Raw genomic sequence first — 15545 nt, forward strand, 5'->3', positions numbered from 1 at the left:
GCCGGAGCGGCTACCGCCTCGGGCCGGCGAAGGCGTACAGCGTCGTGCCGGTGACCGCGAGGGCGAGGGCCGTCCAGGTGGCCGCCGGCGTGCCGGGGGGCAGCAGCATCCAGGCCGCGACCTCCATCGGCAGGGTGGTCGGGGTCGGCGCGAAGACGGAGAACGACAGCCAGAGGACCGCGGGGGCCCACGCGTACGCGCCCCCGCACACCACCGCTCCGAGCGCGACGAGCCCCGCCAGCCCGGCGCTGTCACGGACGACGAAGGCGGTCGTGGCCAGGTCCGAGTCCGTCGTCGTCGCCACCGCGAGGAGCACGGCGCCGACGACCGCGCCGATGAGCAGCACATGGGCCGCCCTGCGGGGCCGCCAGCCGATCGCGGCCGTGCGGTCCAGGGCGAGATCCTGCCCGCCGAGCCCGATCGAGGCGGCCGTCACCCCGGCGACCAGGACGAACACGGGCATCTTCGGATCGGCCGGGCCCCCGCCGTCCCGGGCGACCAGCGCCCAGACCGCCGCCGCCGCGATCACCACCGCGGCGAGCGACGCGGGCACCTGCCGGGAGCGCGCGTACAGGGTCAGCCATCTCATCGGGCCGTACCGCCGTCCAGGATGTCGAGCGGGTCGCCCGAGCAGGAGACCGCGGCGGTGTGCGCGTCCTTGACGCGGGCGACCTGTTCGGACCACGGCAGGGCCTTGAGTTCGGTGAACACCGGCCGGGCCGTGGCGAGTTGGTCAGCCGACGCGTGGACGGTACCGGTGAACGGCCGCAGGTCCCCGAGGACCCAGCCCGCGACGACGCCCTGCGCGGCGAGTTCGCGGGCCGTGCCGCTCTCGCCGGCGCTGCGGGCGAAGCAGTTCGGCGCGATGCCCTGCCCGAGGAGGGCCCGCGTCAGCTGCGCGCCCTCCGCGTCGCCGAACACGCCGTCGCCGAAGTCCACGAGCACCGCCGTACGGGAGCGCTCCGGCGGGTCGAAGATCCCCCGCCGGGCGGTGCTCTCCCGGACGGACGTCGGCGCCTCGCCGCCGAGGGCGCCCTTCATGAGGCGCAGCGCCTTCTTCCCGGGTCCGGCGAGAGCGGCCAGCCGGTCCTGGTGCGCGGCCGCCACGCACACCGGTCCGTCGCACACCTGGGCCGCGGCGGCCTCGTCGACGACGTAGACCCGGCGCGGGTCGGCGGGCAGGACGAGCAGGGCGATCACCGCGCCCGCGAGCACGGGTGCGAGGGCGAGCAGCCGGGCGCGCGGTGTCGCGGCGGCGAGCAGCGCGAAGCCGGTCACGGCCATGCCGAGCAGCCAGACGGTCTGTCCCAGGTGGACGGGGGTGGAGAGGGTCACGAACACGTCGCGCACCTCGTCCACGGCCGGTGACAGCAGCGTGACCCGGCTCGGTCCCGAGCCGGCCGTCGGCACCGCCGACTCCGTCGACATCCGCAGCAGGTTGACGAACACGAAAGCGGCCACGGCCAGCGCGGGCGGGGTCAGCGGGGAGGGGAGGTTCCGTCCGATCCCCATGCCGAGCAGCGCCCCCGCGACGAGCGCGAGCATGCCGACCAGTGAGATCGGCAGCCAGCCGAGGTGCGTGTACTCGGCGGCGCCGATCACCTGCGCCGCGCCCAGGAGCACGACGAGCGCGAAGGCCGAGGTCACCGTGATCGCCGTGGCGCCCGCGGTGGTGGCCGCGCGGTGCCGGGCGGGCCGTGGGGTGCTCGTCAGCAGCTCGGTCATGCGGGACCGGTGGTCGCGCAGCCCCTGGAGGGCGCCGAGCGCCAGGGTGAGCGGCCACAGGACGGCCAGCAGGAACCGGGTCCACAGGGCCATGGACGTCCACTGGCTCGTCCACAGGGCGGCGCCCTTCCACCACGGTCCGCTCACCAGGTACAGGAAGCCCAGGGCGACGCAGAGGGACACGGCGCCGGCCCAGGGGGCGACGGACCGCCTCAGTTCGATGCGCAGGACGCGGCCGTTCACCAGGTGCCCCTCTCCTGGCGGGGGTCGAGCAGCAGGGCCGAGTAGCCGCGCTCCAGCGGGCTGTCGCCCACGTGGTCGGGTCCGCCTGCGGCGGCCAGCTCGTCCGGGGTGCCCTGGAAGACCAGCCGTCCCTCGGCGAAGAGCACCACGTCGGTGCAGGCGGCGGCGACGTCCTCCACCAGATGGGTCGAGACGACCACGCAGGTGTCCGTGCCCAGCTCCTGCAACAGCTCGCGGAAGCGCAGCCGTTGGGCCGGGTCCAGGCCGGCCGTCGGCTCGTCGAGGAGCAGGATCGCCGGGTCGTTGACGATGGCCTGGGCGATGCCGACGCGCCGCACCATGCCGCCCGACAGCGCCTTCATCCGCTCGTCGGCGCGGTCGGCGAGGCCGACCCGCTCGATCGCCCGCTGCACCGCACCGGGGATGTCCGCCTTCGGCACCTCCTTCAGCCACGCCATGTACTCGACGAACTCGCGCACGGTGAACCGTTTGTAGTAGCCGAACTCCTGCGGCAGATAGCCGATCCGGCGGCGCAGCGCCCGGTGTTCGCCGAGGCCTCCGGTGGACTCGCCGAGCAGCTCCAGGGTGCCCTCGGCGGGGCGCAGCACGGTGGCCAGGGCCCGGATGAGGGTGGTCTTGCCGGCGCCGTTGGGTCCGAGCAGGCCGTGCACGCCGGTGCCGAGCGACAGGTCGAGCCCGTCGACGGCCATGCGTTTCCGACCGGCCCTCACCTTCAGCCCCGTGGCCCGGATCTCCCAGGCGTAGGGCGTCGGCGCGAGGTCGGCCGCGGTCACCGCGGTCATCACGAGAGGGTCCTTCCCGTTGGTCATCGATGGGCTCCCAGCACGGAGTAGGCGCCCCTGCGGGCGATCACGACACCGATGCCGAGCACGAGGATCAGTCCCCACACGGGCAGTCCGTCCGTGCGGAGGGCGAGGGGGGTGCGGCCGGTGGCCAGGGCCGGCGCCACGACCACGGCGGCCCAGACCCCGACCAGCGCGAGGGCGGCGCGGGTGACGCCGACGACTCCGCCGAGCGCCAGGGTCGTCGAGGTGAACGCCAGACAGGGCAGCAGCCACTGGGCGGCCGTCACCCCCGTCGCCCATCCGCCGGCGAACAGCGCGGGCACCACCAGGACGAGCACGGCCACGGTGCGCCGCAGCACCAGCGGGAGCCCGGCCCTCGGCACGGAGGCCGTCAGCTCGTACGCCGGATCCAGGCCGCGTGACCACGAGGCGGCGACGCCGAGCACGGGCAGGACCGGGGAGAGCAGCAGCACCAGGGACACCTCGCCCGAGCCGTGTCCCGCGCCGGGGTCGGCGAGGTCGAACAGCAGCGCGAGCAGGGTCACGCTGACGACCATGGCGAGCCACGGGACCGTCGTGGGTGTCAGCCACGTCGAGAGCCGGGCCGACAGCCGTCGGCGGCGGGGCATCGTGGCGGTGGTGGCGAGTCGGGGTTCGATGTCGGCCCAGACGGTGCCGACCAGGGCGGTGACGGCGGGCGCGGTCACCGTGACGGCGGCCGCCAGCCGGTCCCGGCAGCTCGCGCAGGCCTCCAGATGGGCCTCCAGGGCCCATACGTCGTCGGCGGCGAGGCCGGTGTCGCCGCGGGCGTAACCGTCGATGAGTCGCGTCGACGCGTGTTCCACGCTCATGCCAGGGCCCTCCGCATCTCGGTCCGGGCCCGGCGGGCACGGGTCTTGACCGTGCCCTCGGGCACGCCGAGCAGGACCGAGGTCTCCCGGACGGTGAGTCCGTCGAGCACCATGGCCTGCAGTACCGCTCTGAGTTCGGGTGCGAGGCGGCGCAGCGCGTCCCCGACGTCGCCGCCGACGGTCGCCGCGAGCGCCTCGTCCTCGGCGGCGGGCGCCACGGGGTGCGCGGCTGCGGCGGGCGGGGGTTCGGCGTGGTGGGCCCTGCGCCGGAACGCGTCGACGAGACGGCGGGCGGCGATGGTCCACAGCCAGCCGACGGCGGTCCCTCCGACGGCTGCTCCGGCGAACGCGCCCGCCGCGCGCCACACCGCCAGGTACGTCTCCTGCATGACCTCGGCGACGATCTGCTCGTCGGCGCAGCGGCGCCGCAGGCGCACCGCCAGCCAGGGCGCGGTGCGCCGGTACAGCTCGTCGAACGCCGCGCGGTCGCCTCTGGCCACGAGCCGGACGAGGCGTTCCTCGTCCGGCTCGTCCGCTGCCTTCCTGACTGATCTCACACCCCCTAGACGCGGGGTCCGCGCGACGGGTTTTCCCTTCCGCGTGATCCCCGTCACAGCGGCCCGGGGGCCGCCGGACGGCACCGGCGGCGCGCCGGCGCGCGGTCACCGCAGGATGCGGTACTTCAGGTGGGTGGCGAGCGGAGTGTGGACCACCCGGACGGTTTCGAGGTCGTGCCGCGTGGCGTGCGGGTCGTCGAAGAGCCGCAGTCCCGCTCCGAGGAGCGCGGGCACGACGTGCAGCTGCACCTCGTCGAGGAGTCCTTCGCGGAGGTACTGGCGCACCGTGTCGGCCCCGCCCGCGATGTCGACGTTGCGGCCCCCCGCGGCCTCCTTGGCGCGGTCGAGGGCGCTGTGGACGCCTTCGGTGACGAAGGTGTAGGTGGTGCCGCCCTCCTTGACCAGGGTGGGCCTCGGGCGATGGGTCAGCACGAAGACGGGGGTGCGGAAGGGCGGGTTGTCGCCCCAGAACTCCTCGCCCGTGTCGAACATCGTCCGGCCCATGATCACCGCCCCGGTGGCGTCGAACCATTCGCGCATCAATTCGGAGTCGCGGTTCTCCTCGCCGCCGGTCATGCCCTGGCGCTCCCGCCAGCTCGCCAGGTCGTGGATCCAGTCGAAGAGCGGTTCGGCGCCGTGGCCCCCCGGATTGTCGGGAGAGACGCCGGTGCCGGCGACGCAGCCGTCGAGGGAGATGGCCAAATCCGCAGTCACGGTCACGGTCACGGTGGGGTACTCCTGAAGTCCGGGTCGTTCTGTCTTCACTCTCACGTCGATCGGCGACCGCCGCCTTCGACATCGCCCGCCACATCCGTCGCCGCGACCGGCGCGGCGCCGCTCTCACGACGCGCATTGGCGGCAGAAGTGCAGAGATGGGACTATTTGTGCGTTTGTCGGGAACTCGCACCACGCAGCGGTCGTCGAAGGGCTCAGGCCCGGCGGGCGATCTCGGGTACGGATGAGGGAGAAGCCGTGACCGTTCGTGTAGGCGTAGAGGAAGAGTTTCATGTTCTGGACGCGGAGAACGGGCGGTTGGTCCCCGGGGCCGGCGCGGTCCTCGGTCGGCTGCCCGGACCCGAGTTCAAGGCCGAGCTCCAGCGGTCGGCGGTGGAGTGGAACAGCCCCGTGCACTCCGCGCTCGACTCCCTGCACACCGATCTGCGCGGGGCACGGCGCCGGCTGGACGACGCGGCCGCCGGCCTCGGGCTGGCCGTCGTCGCGGCCGGGACGGTCCCGTTCGCCCGCGTGACCCCCGGTGACGCCACACCCGACTTCCGCTACCGGGCCCTCGTCGACGAGTACCGGAAGGTCGCCGACGAACAGCTCGTGTGCAGCGCGCAGGTCCACGTCGACGTGCCCGACCGGGACACGGCCGTCCGGATCATGTGCGGTGTCTCGCCGTGGCTCCCCCCGCTGCTGGCCCTGTCCGCCAGCTCGCCGTTCTGGCTCGGCGCGGACACGGGCTACGCGAGCTGGCGCACGATGCAGTGGCAGCGCTGGCCCACCGCGGGACCGGTCGGCTGTTTCGCCGGGGCCGACGACTACGACGCCGCGGTCGAGGACCTGATCCGCTCCGGCGTGATCAAGGACCCGGGGATGGTCTACTACGACCTGCGGCCCAGCGAGCACCAGCGGACCCTGGAGCTGCGCATCTGCGACGCCTGCCCGCGCACCGACACGGTCGTGCTCATAGCCGGCCTGTTCCGCGCGCTCGTCGAGGACGCCAAGGCCGGCCTGGAACGGCCCGGCGCGGGCTGCGACGGCAGGCACGAATGGCTGCGCGCCGCGGTCTGGCGGGCCGCCCAGTCGGGGCTGGAGGGCACCCTCGTCGACCCGGTCACCCGCGCCGCCACCCCCGCCCCCGACGTGGTGCGCGCCATGGTGCACCGGCTGCGCCCGACCCTGGAGGCCTACGGCGACTGGGACACCGTCCACACGCTGACCGAGGAGGCCCTGGCCCGGGGCAGCGCGGCCCACCGGCTGCGCGAGGTCGCCGAGCAGGAGGGCATGCTCGCCTGCGTCCGGGCGGCGGTCGCCGAGACCCGGGGCGAGTACGGGCCCGGCACCGACCCCGGAGCCGTCCGCCGCCCCGTGACCGCGGCCGGCGGTTCCGGCCCCTCGGGCGCCTCGGCGGCGTACTCGGTGGAGTCCGTCGGCGGCTGACACCCGTGCGGCGGGGCGAGAGGCAGGCACCGGCTCCCGCCCCCCGCGACACGTCACGGAGCGGAGAACACCGACGCGGATTTCCGTCGTCCGCCCCGTGGTGCCGGTGCCACCGTGATCAAGGAGTGGCTCGCATGCCCAGCAAGACGCAGACGCATCCCAAACGCACCGGCCCGTGCTCGACGGAGGGTCCGCCTCCGGGTTCGGCCGACGGACACCCCCTGCGAGGAGGTGCGGTCTGATGTGCGGTCTCAGCGGAGAGATCCGCTTCGACGGCGGACGGCCCGATCTGGCCGCCGTCGAGCGCATGACCGACCGACTCGCTCCCCGGGGCCCGGACGGCAGGGGTTTGTGGTCGCAGAACGCCGTGGCCCTGGGTCACCGCAGGCTGAAGATCATCGACCTGTCCGAGTGCGGGGCCCAGCCGATGACGGACCCTATGGGCGGCATCGCGGGTGTCTTCAACGGCTGCGTCTACAACTACAAGGAGTTGCGTGAGGAACTGCGCGGCCTCGGCCACCGCTTCTTCTCCGACTCCGACACCGAGGTGGTGCTCAAGGCCTACCAGCAGTGGGGCACCTCCTGCGTCGACCACTTCTACGGCATGTTCGCCTTCGCCATCGTCGAACAGGCCACCGGACGCCTGGTGCTGGCCCGCGACCGCCTGGGCATCAAGCCGCTGTACCTGGCGCAGACGCCGGGGCGGCTGCGGTTCGCCTCCTCGCTGCCCGCGATCCTGGCGGGCGGCGGCGTCGACACCTCGCTCGACCCGGTCGCGCTGCACCAGTACCTCAGCTGGCACGCCACGGTGACCGCGCCGCACACCGTGCTCACGGGCGTGCGCAAGCTCCCCGCGGCCACCGTGCGGGTGGTGGAGCCCGACGGCAGCCACCGCGACATCCGCTACTGGCAGCCGTCGTACGCCCGCAGGCCCGAGGACGCGGCGATGGTCGCGGACGACTGGCGGGACGCGGTGCTCCAGGCGCTGCGCACCGCCGTGCGCCGGCGCATGGTGGCCGACGTGCCCGTGGGCGTCCTGCTGTCGGGCGGCCTCGACTCCAGCCTGATCGTGGCGCTGCTGGCCGACGAGGGACAGCGCGATCTCGCCACGTTCAGCGTGGGCTTCGAGGCCGAGGGCGGCGAGGAGGGCGACGAGTTCCCCTACTCGGACCTGGTCGCCCGGCACTTCGGCACCGACCACCACCAGCTGATGGTGCCCTCGGACCGCGTGTCGACGGCCCTGGACGGGGCGATCGAGGCGATGAGCGAGCCGATGGTCAGCCATGACGTGGTGGCCTTCCACCTGCTGGCGGAACAGGTGGCGAAGGAGGTGAAGGTCGTGCAGAGCGGCCAGGGCGCCGACGAGGTCTTCGCCGGCTACCACTGGTACCCGGACATCGCCGCCGCGCCGAGGGAGCGGGCGGCGACGGCGTACGTGGAGACGTACTTCGACCGGTCCCACACCGACCTCACCGACGTACTGCGACCGCACATGCTGCCCGAGCACGACGTGTCCGACCGCTTCGTACGGGAGCACATGGCGCGCCCCGGCGCCGAGACCGCGCTCGACGCGGCGCTGCGCCTCGACGCCGAGGTGATGCTCGTCGACGACCCGGTCAAGCGGGTCGACAACATGACCATGGACTGGGGTCTGGAGGCCCGGGTCCCGTTCCTCGACCACGAGCTCGTGGAGCTGGCCGCCGTCTGCCCGCCGGAGCTGAAGCTCGCCGACGGCGGCAAGGGCGTCCTCAAGGCCGCCGGTCGCCGGGTCCTGCCCGCCGCGGTCGTCGACCGGCCGAAGGGGTACTTCCCGGTCCCCGCCGTCAAGCACATGGCGGGCCCCGTGCTGGGGCGGGTCCGGGAGGCCCTGTCCGCGCCGGAGGCCAGGTCGCGCGGCGTCTTCCAGGACGCGTACGTGGCCCGGCTGCTGGCGGCCCCGGACGAACACCGCGCCAGGCGTGGGGCGAACGAGCTGTGGCAGGTAGCTTTGCTGGAGATATGGCTGCAAACGCACGGAATCAGGTGACCGGGGAGCACCCCCGCACGGGCTCCCCCCGCCCCTCCCCCGTCGGCGAGGGCCTCGTCGACGGGGTGCCGTGGCGCCCGGAGGAGCACGGTCCCGCCGCCCCGTCGCCCCCCGGGGCGGCGGGGACCGGCGGCCGCGCCCGCACGCTCGTCGTCCCTGCGCCCGTGGCCGCCACGGCTCCGGTGCCGGTCCCGCTGCCCGACACCGCCGCGCCGCTGGACACCCCCCAGCCGTTGCGGTCGCACGGCTGCTGGTACCCGTCGGTGGATCCGAGCGGCCGGTACGTCGCGTTCATCTGCGACCGGGGCGGGGTGCCCCAGCTGTGGACCGGGCCGGTCGGCGGGGACGAGGTCCGTCTGCTGGACTCCGATCCCCACCCCGTCAAGGAGGTGGCCTGGTCGCCCGACGGCCGCTGGATCGCCTACACCACCGCTCCGGGCGGCGGCGAGCACACCAGGGTGCTGTGCGTACGGCCCGACGGCACCGGACGGCGCATCCTCGCCGGTGCCGAACCGGGCAGCTCGGCCCACCTGGGCTGCTGGCAGCACGACGGTACGGCCGTCGCCGTCACCGTCGCCGAGCCGGTCCTGACGCCGGTCGGCGCCGACGGGGAGGAGGGGGCCGTGCCCACGGGGCCCGGCCTCGCCGATCCGGACACCTACACCGCGCCCCGGCCGGCGGGCTGGGCCACCCGCGACGGCCGTGCCGTGCTGCTGGGCGGCCCGCACCACGGCGACGCCGGCCCCTCGGCCGACCGCGACACGGAGGGCCCCGAGGCCCACGGTGCGGGCGTGCCCGGCGCACTGAACAGCGACAGGGGCGAAGCGGCTCGGGAGGGGACCTCGGGCGGAGGGCTGGCCGCCTATCTCGTCGACCCCCTGGGCGTGGCGGCACCCGTCCTGCTGGCGGTGGAACGCGGCGCCGCGACGCTGCGCGTGTGCGACATCAGCAGGGACGGGCGGCTGGCACTCCTGCGCCGGGGGCCGCGCGGCCGGCGCGAGGCCCTCGTCGTACGGACCGGTGATCTGCGGACCACGTTCGCCCTGCACGTCGCCGACGGCGACCCGTGGATCGGCCGCTTCTCCCCGGACGGTACGACGCTGTGGCTGCGCAGCGACGCGGCACGCGAGTTCGCCGCGCTGCTCGCCGTCCGGCTCGACGCCGAGGGCGCGTCGCTGGGTCTGACCGTCGCCGCCGAGCGCGCGGACTGCGGTCTGGAGCTGCTGGCGCTCGGGCACGACGGCTACACCGCCGCCCTGGCCTGGAACGTCCGCGGCGCCACCGAGCTGGAGGTCACCTCCGTGTCGCCGACGTCCGCCGGGGAGGCCAGGGTGGGTCCGTCCCGGTCGGTGCCGCTGCCGCACGAGGTGGTGACGCGCATCCCGCAGGTCGACGGCCGGGCGGGGCTGGTGCTGGCCCTGTCCGGCTCGCAGCGCCGCCCCGGGGTGTGGTGGTTCCCCGAGGGCACCGCCCGACGGACTTCGTGGTCGTCCCGGGACGAGGACGCCGTCCCGCCCGGACGGCCGCCCGTGCGCCCCGTGCCGCTGCGGCCCGTCGCGCGGGACGGACTGCCGCTGAGCGGCTGGTACTACCGGGCTCCGGAGCGGGGCGCCGGGGAGCCCGCGCCCTGTGTGATCCATCTGCACGGCGGGCCGGAGGAGCAGGAGCGCCCGGTGTTCAACCCGCTCTACCACGAGCTGCTGGGCCGGGGGCTCGACGTCTTCGCTCCGGACGTGCGCGGCTCCTCGGGGCACGGCCGGTCGTTCGTCGACGCCGACCTCGGTACGGGCCGGTTCGCCGCGATCGAGGACGTCGCCGCCTGCGCGGCCCATGTCGTCGTCGCCGGTCTCGCCGATCCGCGGCGGCTGGCCGTCATGGGACGCTCCTACGGCGGCTACCTGGTGATGGCCTCCCTCGTGTGGCACCCGGACCTCTTCCGCACCGGCGTCGCGGCCTGCGGCATGTCCGACTTCGCGACCTTCTACGCCGGGACCGAGCCGTGGATCGCGGAGTCTGCCGCGCACAAGTACGGCCACCCGGAACACGACCGCGAACTGCTGCACGCGCTGTCCCCGATGACCCGTGTGGACGCCCTGCGCGTCCCCGTCCTCACCGTCCACGGCGAGCACGACACCAATGTGCCGCTCGGCGAGTCCGAGCAGTTCGTCCGCGCGGCCCGCGAACGCGGGCTGCGCGCCGAACTGCTCCTGCTGCGCGACGAGGGCCACGACTTCCTGCGCGCGGACAGCCGGAGGATCTTCCGCCGGACCGCCGCCGACTGGCTCCAGCGCCACATCGCCGAGTAGGTCCGCCGCCGCCCCGGCCTCCCGCGCGGCTTCCGCTCCGCCCGGGTCAGGCCGGCCGGCGCCTCGCGGGGAACAGCAGGCGCGGGAGGCGGCGGGCGGCCCGGGCACCGGCGAGGCCGAGGACGGCTCCGGCGGCGACATCGCTCGGGAAGTGGGCTCCGCTCTGCACCCGCTCGACGGCCACGAGCACGGTGGGCACCGCGCACACGGCACCTGCCGCGGGCCAGGAGGGCCAGACGGCGGCCGTGAAGGCGACCGCCGCGGCGGTGTGGCCGGACGGGAAGGACGAGGAGGCGGGGCGGTCCTCGACCTCGGCGTGCGGGAACCACTCCTTCGGCGGCCGACGCCGGTCGATCAGCTGCTTGCCCAGCGCGTTGGAGCACACCTGCGCCAGCGTCATCGCCGCAAGGCCCGCCACCGCCGCCCGCCGACCGCGCCCACCTCCCCGCCAGGCCATCACCAGCGCCGCCGCGCACCACAGCTTGCCGCTCTCGGCGGCCTCCTCCACCGCCCACAGCGGCCTGCCCACACGGACGGGGTCCCAGGCCGCCAGTCGCTGGGCGAGCCGCCGGTCCCCCGCGCGCAGCCCGGCCGGCACTCTCAGCGCGGGTGTGCCCCGCCCGGCTCGGCCGCTCCACGGTCGGTCGAGGCCGTGCGAGGCACGGTGGCGGAGCGCTCGGCTCCAGCGGCTCCGGCGTGGGGTGCGGGCCGGGGATGCGGCCATTCAGTCCTCCACCGGGGGCAGCCGGTCGTCGGGGACGACATGCATCGCGGCCTCCTCGGCGCCCGCCGCTCCGCCGTCGATGCCCTCGTCCTCGGCGACGAGTTCCTTGGTGGTGTCCGTCCGGACGCCCTCGTCGGGTGCCACGAGGCGGCCCGCCCGATCCGATCCGGCCTCCGGATCGACGGGTTCGCCCTCCCCGCCCGGGAGGTCGCCGATACCGTCCCCGGCCGGGACCTCCACGTCGGGCACCTCCTGCCGCAGTCTGTCGTCGAGGGACTCGCCCTCGTGCTGCTCGGCGGCCGTGGTGCCGCGCTTGGTGACGCCCAGCGGCCTCTCCGGCGGCGAATAGCCCTCGTCCAGCATGTCGTCGTACGTGCGTTCGTCGATCGCGTCCTGCAGATCGAGGGGCGTGGCGTCCTCCTGCTCCTCGTTGGCACCGGTGGGCTGGTAGGCATCGTCCGCCATGTTCTCCTCGCTCATGATCGCCTCCGGGGGTGGTCGGCCGGTTCGTGTCTCCGTGCGGAGTACCGGGTTCCGTGGGGTGTCACACCTCCGTGCCGTGATCGCGCCCGCGCATGAAACCGAGTCCTCGCACTCCCCTGGTCGACAGCTCTCTCGCGGCCCTGGTCAAGGGCTGCACCTGGCTGCCCGACCGCCGGCGCCGCACCACCGGTCCCCTGGTCCGCGCCCGTCTGACAGGACGGCACACCGTCGCCCTGTGGGGCCCGGAGGCCGTGCGGTTCTTCTACGACGAGCGGCACGTGGAACGGGCGACGGCGTTGCCCGGGCCGGTGCTGAGCACCCTGTTCGGCCCGGCGCACCCCTTGCGCGCGAAGGCCGGCCATGTCCCTGCCGATCCCGCCGGAGGCTCCCGTCACCACCACCACGTGTTCCCGCAGCCGCATGGCGTCCTCCTCGGTTCCGATGTCCCGGACGCGTGTCGCGTCCGGCCCCGGCCCCGGGTACCCGAAACCGTCGATTCACCTCGGCGGCGGCGGAGCGCGACCCTCCGGTAGGTACCCCCTCGTGGGGATGGCGCGGGAGCGGTCGGGCGGTGAGGATGCTCCCTCGCACCACGCATCCCGGGTGGGTCGAAGGGGGCTCTTGATGGGTTCGCACGCGGCACCGAAACGTCGTGGACGCGCGCTGGGGCCGTCCATGGTCCTCCTGCTGCTGGTCGCGCTCGTCGGCGTTCCCCGTGCCGAGGGAGCGCCGGTGTCGGCGGACGCCTGCCGCGTCGCGGGCACCGAGCTGCCCCGGGGCGACTGCGGGCCGTTCTGGCAGGTCCTCGCGGAGGACTTCGACGGCGACCGGGTGCCGCTCGGCGGATTCAGCGACTGCGAGCACCGGGTCGACACCTCCGCCGCGCACTGCGGTGGCCTGCGTGGCGCCTACCGCGACACCTGGTGGGCGTATCCGACGGGCTGGCGCGACACGGCGAACGACCGGGGCCGGGACGTCGTGGGTGTCTACCACCCGGAGGACACCGTGCGCGTGGGCCCTGCGGAGAACGGCGACGGCCGCATGTACGTCCGGATGTGGCGGCCCGCCGACGGAGGTCCCGTGCACGCTGCGGCGGTGGTACCCCGTGCGGTCATGCAGATGAAGTACGGCAAGTACAGCGCCCGTATCAAGGTGACGAAGCTCGCCCCGGGGTACAAGTCGGCCTGGCTGCACTACGGCGGCGGCTGCGAGATGGACCATCCCGAGGGTGAGTGGACGGGCGGCCTCACCGCCTTCCACCATCCCTGCGGCGGCGGGGAGCAGGGCTACTTCCCGAGCGGCGACGACTGGACGGACTGGCACACCGTGTCGACGGAGTGGACGCCCGGCCATGTGCGTTTCTTCGTGGACGGGCGGCTGGTGGGGCACGACACCCGGGACGTGCCGGACCGGCCGCTGTCGTGGGTGCTGCAGAACGAGAGCGCCCTGGAGGGGCCGGGCGCGGCCCCGGGCAGCAGCGCCCAGCTCGACATCACCTGGGTCGCGGCCTACGCGTACGGATGGAAGTGACCGCCCCGTCCCGGCCCGGCGGCGCTTGCCCGGGCCGCGCGCCCGGCGCACGCTGGTCGTATGGCTGCGCACGAAGGCCCCGGCCCCACGCTCATCACCTCCGTGCAGCGGGCCTTCCGCCTGCTGGAGGCGGTGAGCGCCCACGAGAACGGCGCGCCGGCCAAACAGCTCGCGCGGGAGACCGGGCTGCCGCTGGCCACCGCCTACCACCTGCTGCGGACCCTCGTCCACGACGGCTACCTGCGGAAACTGGCCGACGGCGGATTCGTCCTCGGCGACAAGGTGACGGCGCTGCACACCACCGGCAGGGGCCAGGCGCTGCTCAGCCGGGTCCGGCCGACGCTCGCCGCACTGCGGGACGAGCTGACCACCGCCGCGTACCTCACCTTCTACGAGGACGGTGAGATCCGGGTCGCCGAGATCGTGGACAGCGCACGGGCGCCCCGGGTGGACCTCTGGGTGGGGTTCGAGGACGCCGGGCACGCCACCGCGCTGGGCAAGTCGGTCCTGCGCGAACTGGACGAGGAGTCCCGCAAGGACTACCTCTCCCGGCACCACCTGGCCGACCTCACCCCTCGGACCATCACCGACGCCCCGGAGCTGCTGCGCCGACTGGACTCCTCCCCCGTCGCACCAGCTGTCACGGACCTGGAGGAGTACGCCCTCGGCACGGTCTGTGTCGCGGTCCCCGTGTACAGCGGGGACACGCTCGGTTCGCTCGGCGTCTCGCTGCGGGCGGACCGGCTCTCCCGGCTCGACGAGGTCCGGGCCCGGCTGCTGCCGACCGCGAGCCGGGTGACCAGGGGCCTGTCGCTCACTATCTGAAAACCACCTCCTTGTGGCACCCGGGCCCGATCGCCTTTCCTGGACGAAACGGACAATCACGGAGTGGATGCTCCACGCACAGGTGAGGACTGCGGGCGAAACATGAGTCACACCCGAGAGCTCGGTGGCGACCACGGACCGATCCGGCCGTCCCGGAAACGACCCGCCGCCCCGCGGACGGCGGGTCGTTTCCGGATCGCCGCGCGGCTGGCCTCCGGGACGCCCGTACCGCCTGTACTACCCGTACTGATCGTTTCCGCCGTCGTGGTCGTCGGCCTGTTCGGCGGGGCCGGGCTGACCTGGCTGCCGCTGCTCGCCGCCGGGCCGGCGCTGGCCGCCACCACCGGCGGGCCGGGGGGCGTCCTCCGTGTCGGGCTGCTCGCCGGGGTGGCGGGCACGACGCTCGGGATCCGCGAAGGGGCGCCGGGCCGCGAGCTGGCGGCCGTGCTGTCCGCGCTGGCGGCCGTCACCCTGGCGAGCGGCCTGGCCGGCGCGTTGCGGGGGCGCCGGGAGCGGGTCCTCGCGGCCGTCCGCTCGGTGGCCGAGGCCGCCCAGCACGCGCTTCTTCAGCCGGTGCCGGCGGTCGTCGGCCCGTTCCAGGTGGCCGTCCGCTACAGCGCGGCCGCCGCCGAGGCCCGGATCGGCGGGGATCTGTACGCGCTCGTGCCCACTCCCCACGGGGTGCGGCTGATCGTGGGCGACGTGCGCGGCAAGGGGCTGCCCGCGGTGGGGGTCGCCGCCCTGGTGGTCGGGGTGTTCCGCGAGGCGGCGTACGAGGAGCCCGACCTGCTCGCCGTCGTCGACCGGATCGAACGGAGCCTCGCCCGCAACCTGCGGTGCGACGACTTCGTCACCGCCGTGGTCGCCGGGCATCCCGAGCCGGATCGGCTGGAGCTGGTCAACTGTGGACACGCGCCGCCGCTGCTGGTGCACGGCGACGACGTGGTGCCCGTGGAGCCGGCCCGTCCGGCGCCGCCCCTCGGGCTGCGGGCCCTCTCGGGCGAGACCCCCGCGCTTCAGACGCTGCCCTTCGCCGACGGTGACCAACTGCTGCTCTACACCGACGGGGTCACGGAGGCCCGGGACCGGGACCGGGAGTTCTATCCGCTCACGGAGCGACTGGCCCACCATCTGTCGGAGGAGCCCGCGCACACGCTCACGGGCCTGCACGACGAACTGCTGAAACACGTGGGCGGCCGCCTCCACGACGACGCGGCCCTGCTCCTCCTCCGCAAGCCGCCCACGCCGGCCCCGACGACTCCGGCGGCCGTGCTGGGCCCCGGCACCCGATCGCGACGGCCCTGAC

At 74.5% G+C, this 15545-nt stretch carries 15 protein-coding genes; 7 read left to right on the forward strand and 8 right to left on the reverse strand.

What is annotated here, in order from left to right:
• Nucleotides 1–10 precede the first annotated feature (10 nt).
• The 6 genes from ACZ52C_RS36255 to ACZ52C_RS36280 form a co-directional block, all read right to left on the reverse strand.
• Nucleotides 11–589: a hypothetical protein gene (locus tag ACZ52C_RS36255; protein WP_469078784.1), complete on the reverse strand. Its 579-nt coding sequence runs from the start codon at nucleotides 587–589 to the stop codon at nucleotides 11–13.
• Complete coding sequence (locus tag ACZ52C_RS36260) at nucleotides 586–1968, reverse strand: hypothetical protein (protein WP_469078785.1); 1383 nt, start codon at nucleotides 1966–1968, stop codon at nucleotides 586–588. The genes ACZ52C_RS36255 and ACZ52C_RS36260 overlap by 4 nt, the downstream gene beginning before the upstream one ends.
• Nucleotides 1965–2771, reverse strand: a complete 807-nt coding sequence (locus ACZ52C_RS36265; RefSeq protein WP_469078848.1) for an ABC transporter ATP-binding protein — start codon at nucleotides 2769–2771, stop codon at nucleotides 1965–1967. Before ACZ52C_RS36265 ends, ACZ52C_RS36260 begins: the two co-directional genes overlap by 4 nt.
• A gap of 23 nt (nucleotides 2772–2794) precedes the next feature.
• Nucleotides 2795–3625, reverse strand: coding sequence for a zf-HC2 domain-containing protein (locus tag ACZ52C_RS36270; RefSeq protein ID WP_469078786.1), 831 nt, complete (start codon nucleotides 3623–3625; stop codon nucleotides 2795–2797).
• Entirely contained in the window at nucleotides 3622–4182 is a 561-nt protein-coding gene (locus ACZ52C_RS36275; RefSeq protein ID WP_045560382.1) for an RNA polymerase sigma factor, read from the reverse strand. The genes ACZ52C_RS36270 and ACZ52C_RS36275 overlap by 4 nt, the downstream gene beginning before the upstream one ends.
• Nucleotides 4183–4287: 105 nt before the next feature.
• The gene (locus ACZ52C_RS36280) at nucleotides 4288–4902 is read right to left on the reverse strand and encodes a dihydrofolate reductase family protein (RefSeq protein ID WP_469078849.1); all 615 of its coding nucleotides are present in this window, start codon (nucleotides 4900–4902) and stop codon (nucleotides 4288–4290) included.
• A 252-nt stretch (nucleotides 4903–5154) separates the two neighbouring features.
• Between ACZ52C_RS36280 and ACZ52C_RS36285 the strand changes: the two genes are divergently transcribed.
• From ACZ52C_RS36285 to ACZ52C_RS36295, 3 genes are all read left to right on the forward strand, one after another.
• Nucleotides 5155–6345, forward strand: a complete 1191-nt coding sequence (locus ACZ52C_RS36285; protein WP_469078787.1) for a carboxylate-amine ligase — start codon at nucleotides 5155–5157, stop codon at nucleotides 6343–6345.
• Nucleotides 6346–6586: 241 nt separating this feature from the next.
• Nucleotides 6587–8371 (forward strand): N-acetylglutaminylglutamine amidotransferase, encoded by a 1785-nt coding sequence (locus ACZ52C_RS36290; RefSeq protein ID WP_469078788.1) that lies wholly within the window; start codon nucleotides 6587–6589, stop codon nucleotides 8369–8371.
• The gene (locus ACZ52C_RS36295) at nucleotides 8344–10677 is read left to right on the forward strand and encodes a S9 family peptidase (RefSeq protein WP_469078789.1); all 2334 of its coding nucleotides are present in this window, start codon (nucleotides 8344–8346) and stop codon (nucleotides 10675–10677) included. Before ACZ52C_RS36290 ends, ACZ52C_RS36295 begins: the two co-directional genes overlap by 28 nt.
• 46 nt (nucleotides 10678–10723) lie before the next feature.
• On the opposite strand, the gene ACZ52C_RS36300 is transcribed toward ACZ52C_RS36295, so the two are convergent.
• Nucleotides 10724–11401 carry a phosphatase PAP2 family protein gene (locus tag ACZ52C_RS36300; protein WP_469078790.1) on the reverse strand — a complete coding sequence of 226 codons (678 nt, stop codon included), beginning with the start codon at nucleotides 11399–11401 and terminating at the stop codon, nucleotides 10724–10726.
• Nucleotides 11402–11881, reverse strand: a complete 480-nt coding sequence (locus ACZ52C_RS36305) for a DUF5709 domain-containing protein (RefSeq protein ID WP_469078791.1) — start codon at nucleotides 11879–11881, stop codon at nucleotides 11402–11404.
• 95 nt (nucleotides 11882–11976) lie between these two features.
• Here ACZ52C_RS36305 and ACZ52C_RS36310 point away from each other — a divergent pair, with 95 nt between their 5' ends.
• The 4 genes from ACZ52C_RS36310 to ACZ52C_RS36325 all read left to right on the forward strand — a co-directional run bounded on the left by ACZ52C_RS36310 (nucleotide 11977) and on the right by ACZ52C_RS36325 (nucleotide 15544).
• The gene (locus tag ACZ52C_RS36310) at nucleotides 11977–12417 is read left to right on the forward strand and encodes a hypothetical protein (protein WP_469078792.1); all 441 of its coding nucleotides are present in this window, start codon (nucleotides 11977–11979) and stop codon (nucleotides 12415–12417) included.
• A gap of 142 nt (nucleotides 12418–12559) precedes the next feature.
• The gene (locus tag ACZ52C_RS36315) at nucleotides 12560–13414 is read left to right on the forward strand and encodes a glycoside hydrolase family 16 protein (RefSeq protein ID WP_469078793.1); all 855 of its coding nucleotides are present in this window, start codon (nucleotides 12560–12562) and stop codon (nucleotides 13412–13414) included.
• Between the two features lie 60 nt (nucleotides 13415–13474).
• Entirely contained in the window at nucleotides 13475–14239 is a 765-nt protein-coding gene (locus ACZ52C_RS36320) for an IclR family transcriptional regulator (protein ID WP_365667862.1), read from the forward strand.
• 102 nt (nucleotides 14240–14341) lie between these two features.
• Entirely contained in the window at nucleotides 14342–15544 is a 1203-nt protein-coding gene (locus ACZ52C_RS36325) for a PP2C family protein-serine/threonine phosphatase (protein WP_469078794.1), read from the forward strand.
• The last annotated feature ends 1 nt before the right edge of the window (nucleotide 15545 follow it).

The sequence above is a fragment of the Streptomyces sp. NPDC034049 genome, from assembly GCF_055575575.1.

Coding starts and splice junctions, on each gene's coding strand:
- ACZ52C_RS36295 (WP_469078789.1), top strand. CDS start 8,344: ATGGCTGCAAACGCACGGAATCAGGTGACCGGGGAGCACCCCCGCACG.
- ACZ52C_RS36325 (WP_469078794.1), top strand. CDS start 14,342: ATGAGTCACACCCGAGAGCTCGGTGGCGACCACGGACCGATCCGGCCG.
- ACZ52C_RS36320 (WP_365667862.1), top strand. CDS start 13,475: ATGGCTGCGCACGAAGGCCCCGGCCCCACGCTCATCACCTCCGTGCAG.
- ACZ52C_RS36315 (WP_469078793.1), top strand. CDS start 12,560: ATGGTCCTCCTGCTGCTGGTCGCGCTCGTCGGCGTTCCCCGTGCCGAG.
- ACZ52C_RS36265 (WP_469078848.1), bottom strand. CDS start 2,771: ATGACCGCGGTGACCGCGGCCGACCTCGCGCCGACGCCCTACGCCTGG.
- ACZ52C_RS36305 (WP_469078791.1), bottom strand. CDS start 11,881: ATGAGCGAGGAGAACATGGCGGACGATGCCTACCAGCCCACCGGTGCC.
- ACZ52C_RS36255 (WP_469078784.1), bottom strand. CDS start 589: ATGAGATGGCTGACCCTGTACGCGCGCTCCCGGCAGGTGCCCGCGTCG.
- ACZ52C_RS36300 (WP_469078790.1), bottom strand. CDS start 11,401: ATGGCCGCATCCCCGGCCCGCACCCCACGCCGGAGCCGCTGGAGCCGA.
- ACZ52C_RS36290 (WP_469078788.1), top strand. CDS start 6,587: ATGTGCGGTCTCAGCGGAGAGATCCGCTTCGACGGCGGACGGCCCGAT.
- ACZ52C_RS36310 (WP_469078792.1), top strand. CDS start 11,977: ATGAAACCGAGTCCTCGCACTCCCCTGGTCGACAGCTCTCTCGCGGCC.
- ACZ52C_RS36270 (WP_469078786.1), bottom strand. CDS start 3,625: ATGAGCGTGGAACACGCGTCGACGCGACTCATCGACGGTTACGCCCGC.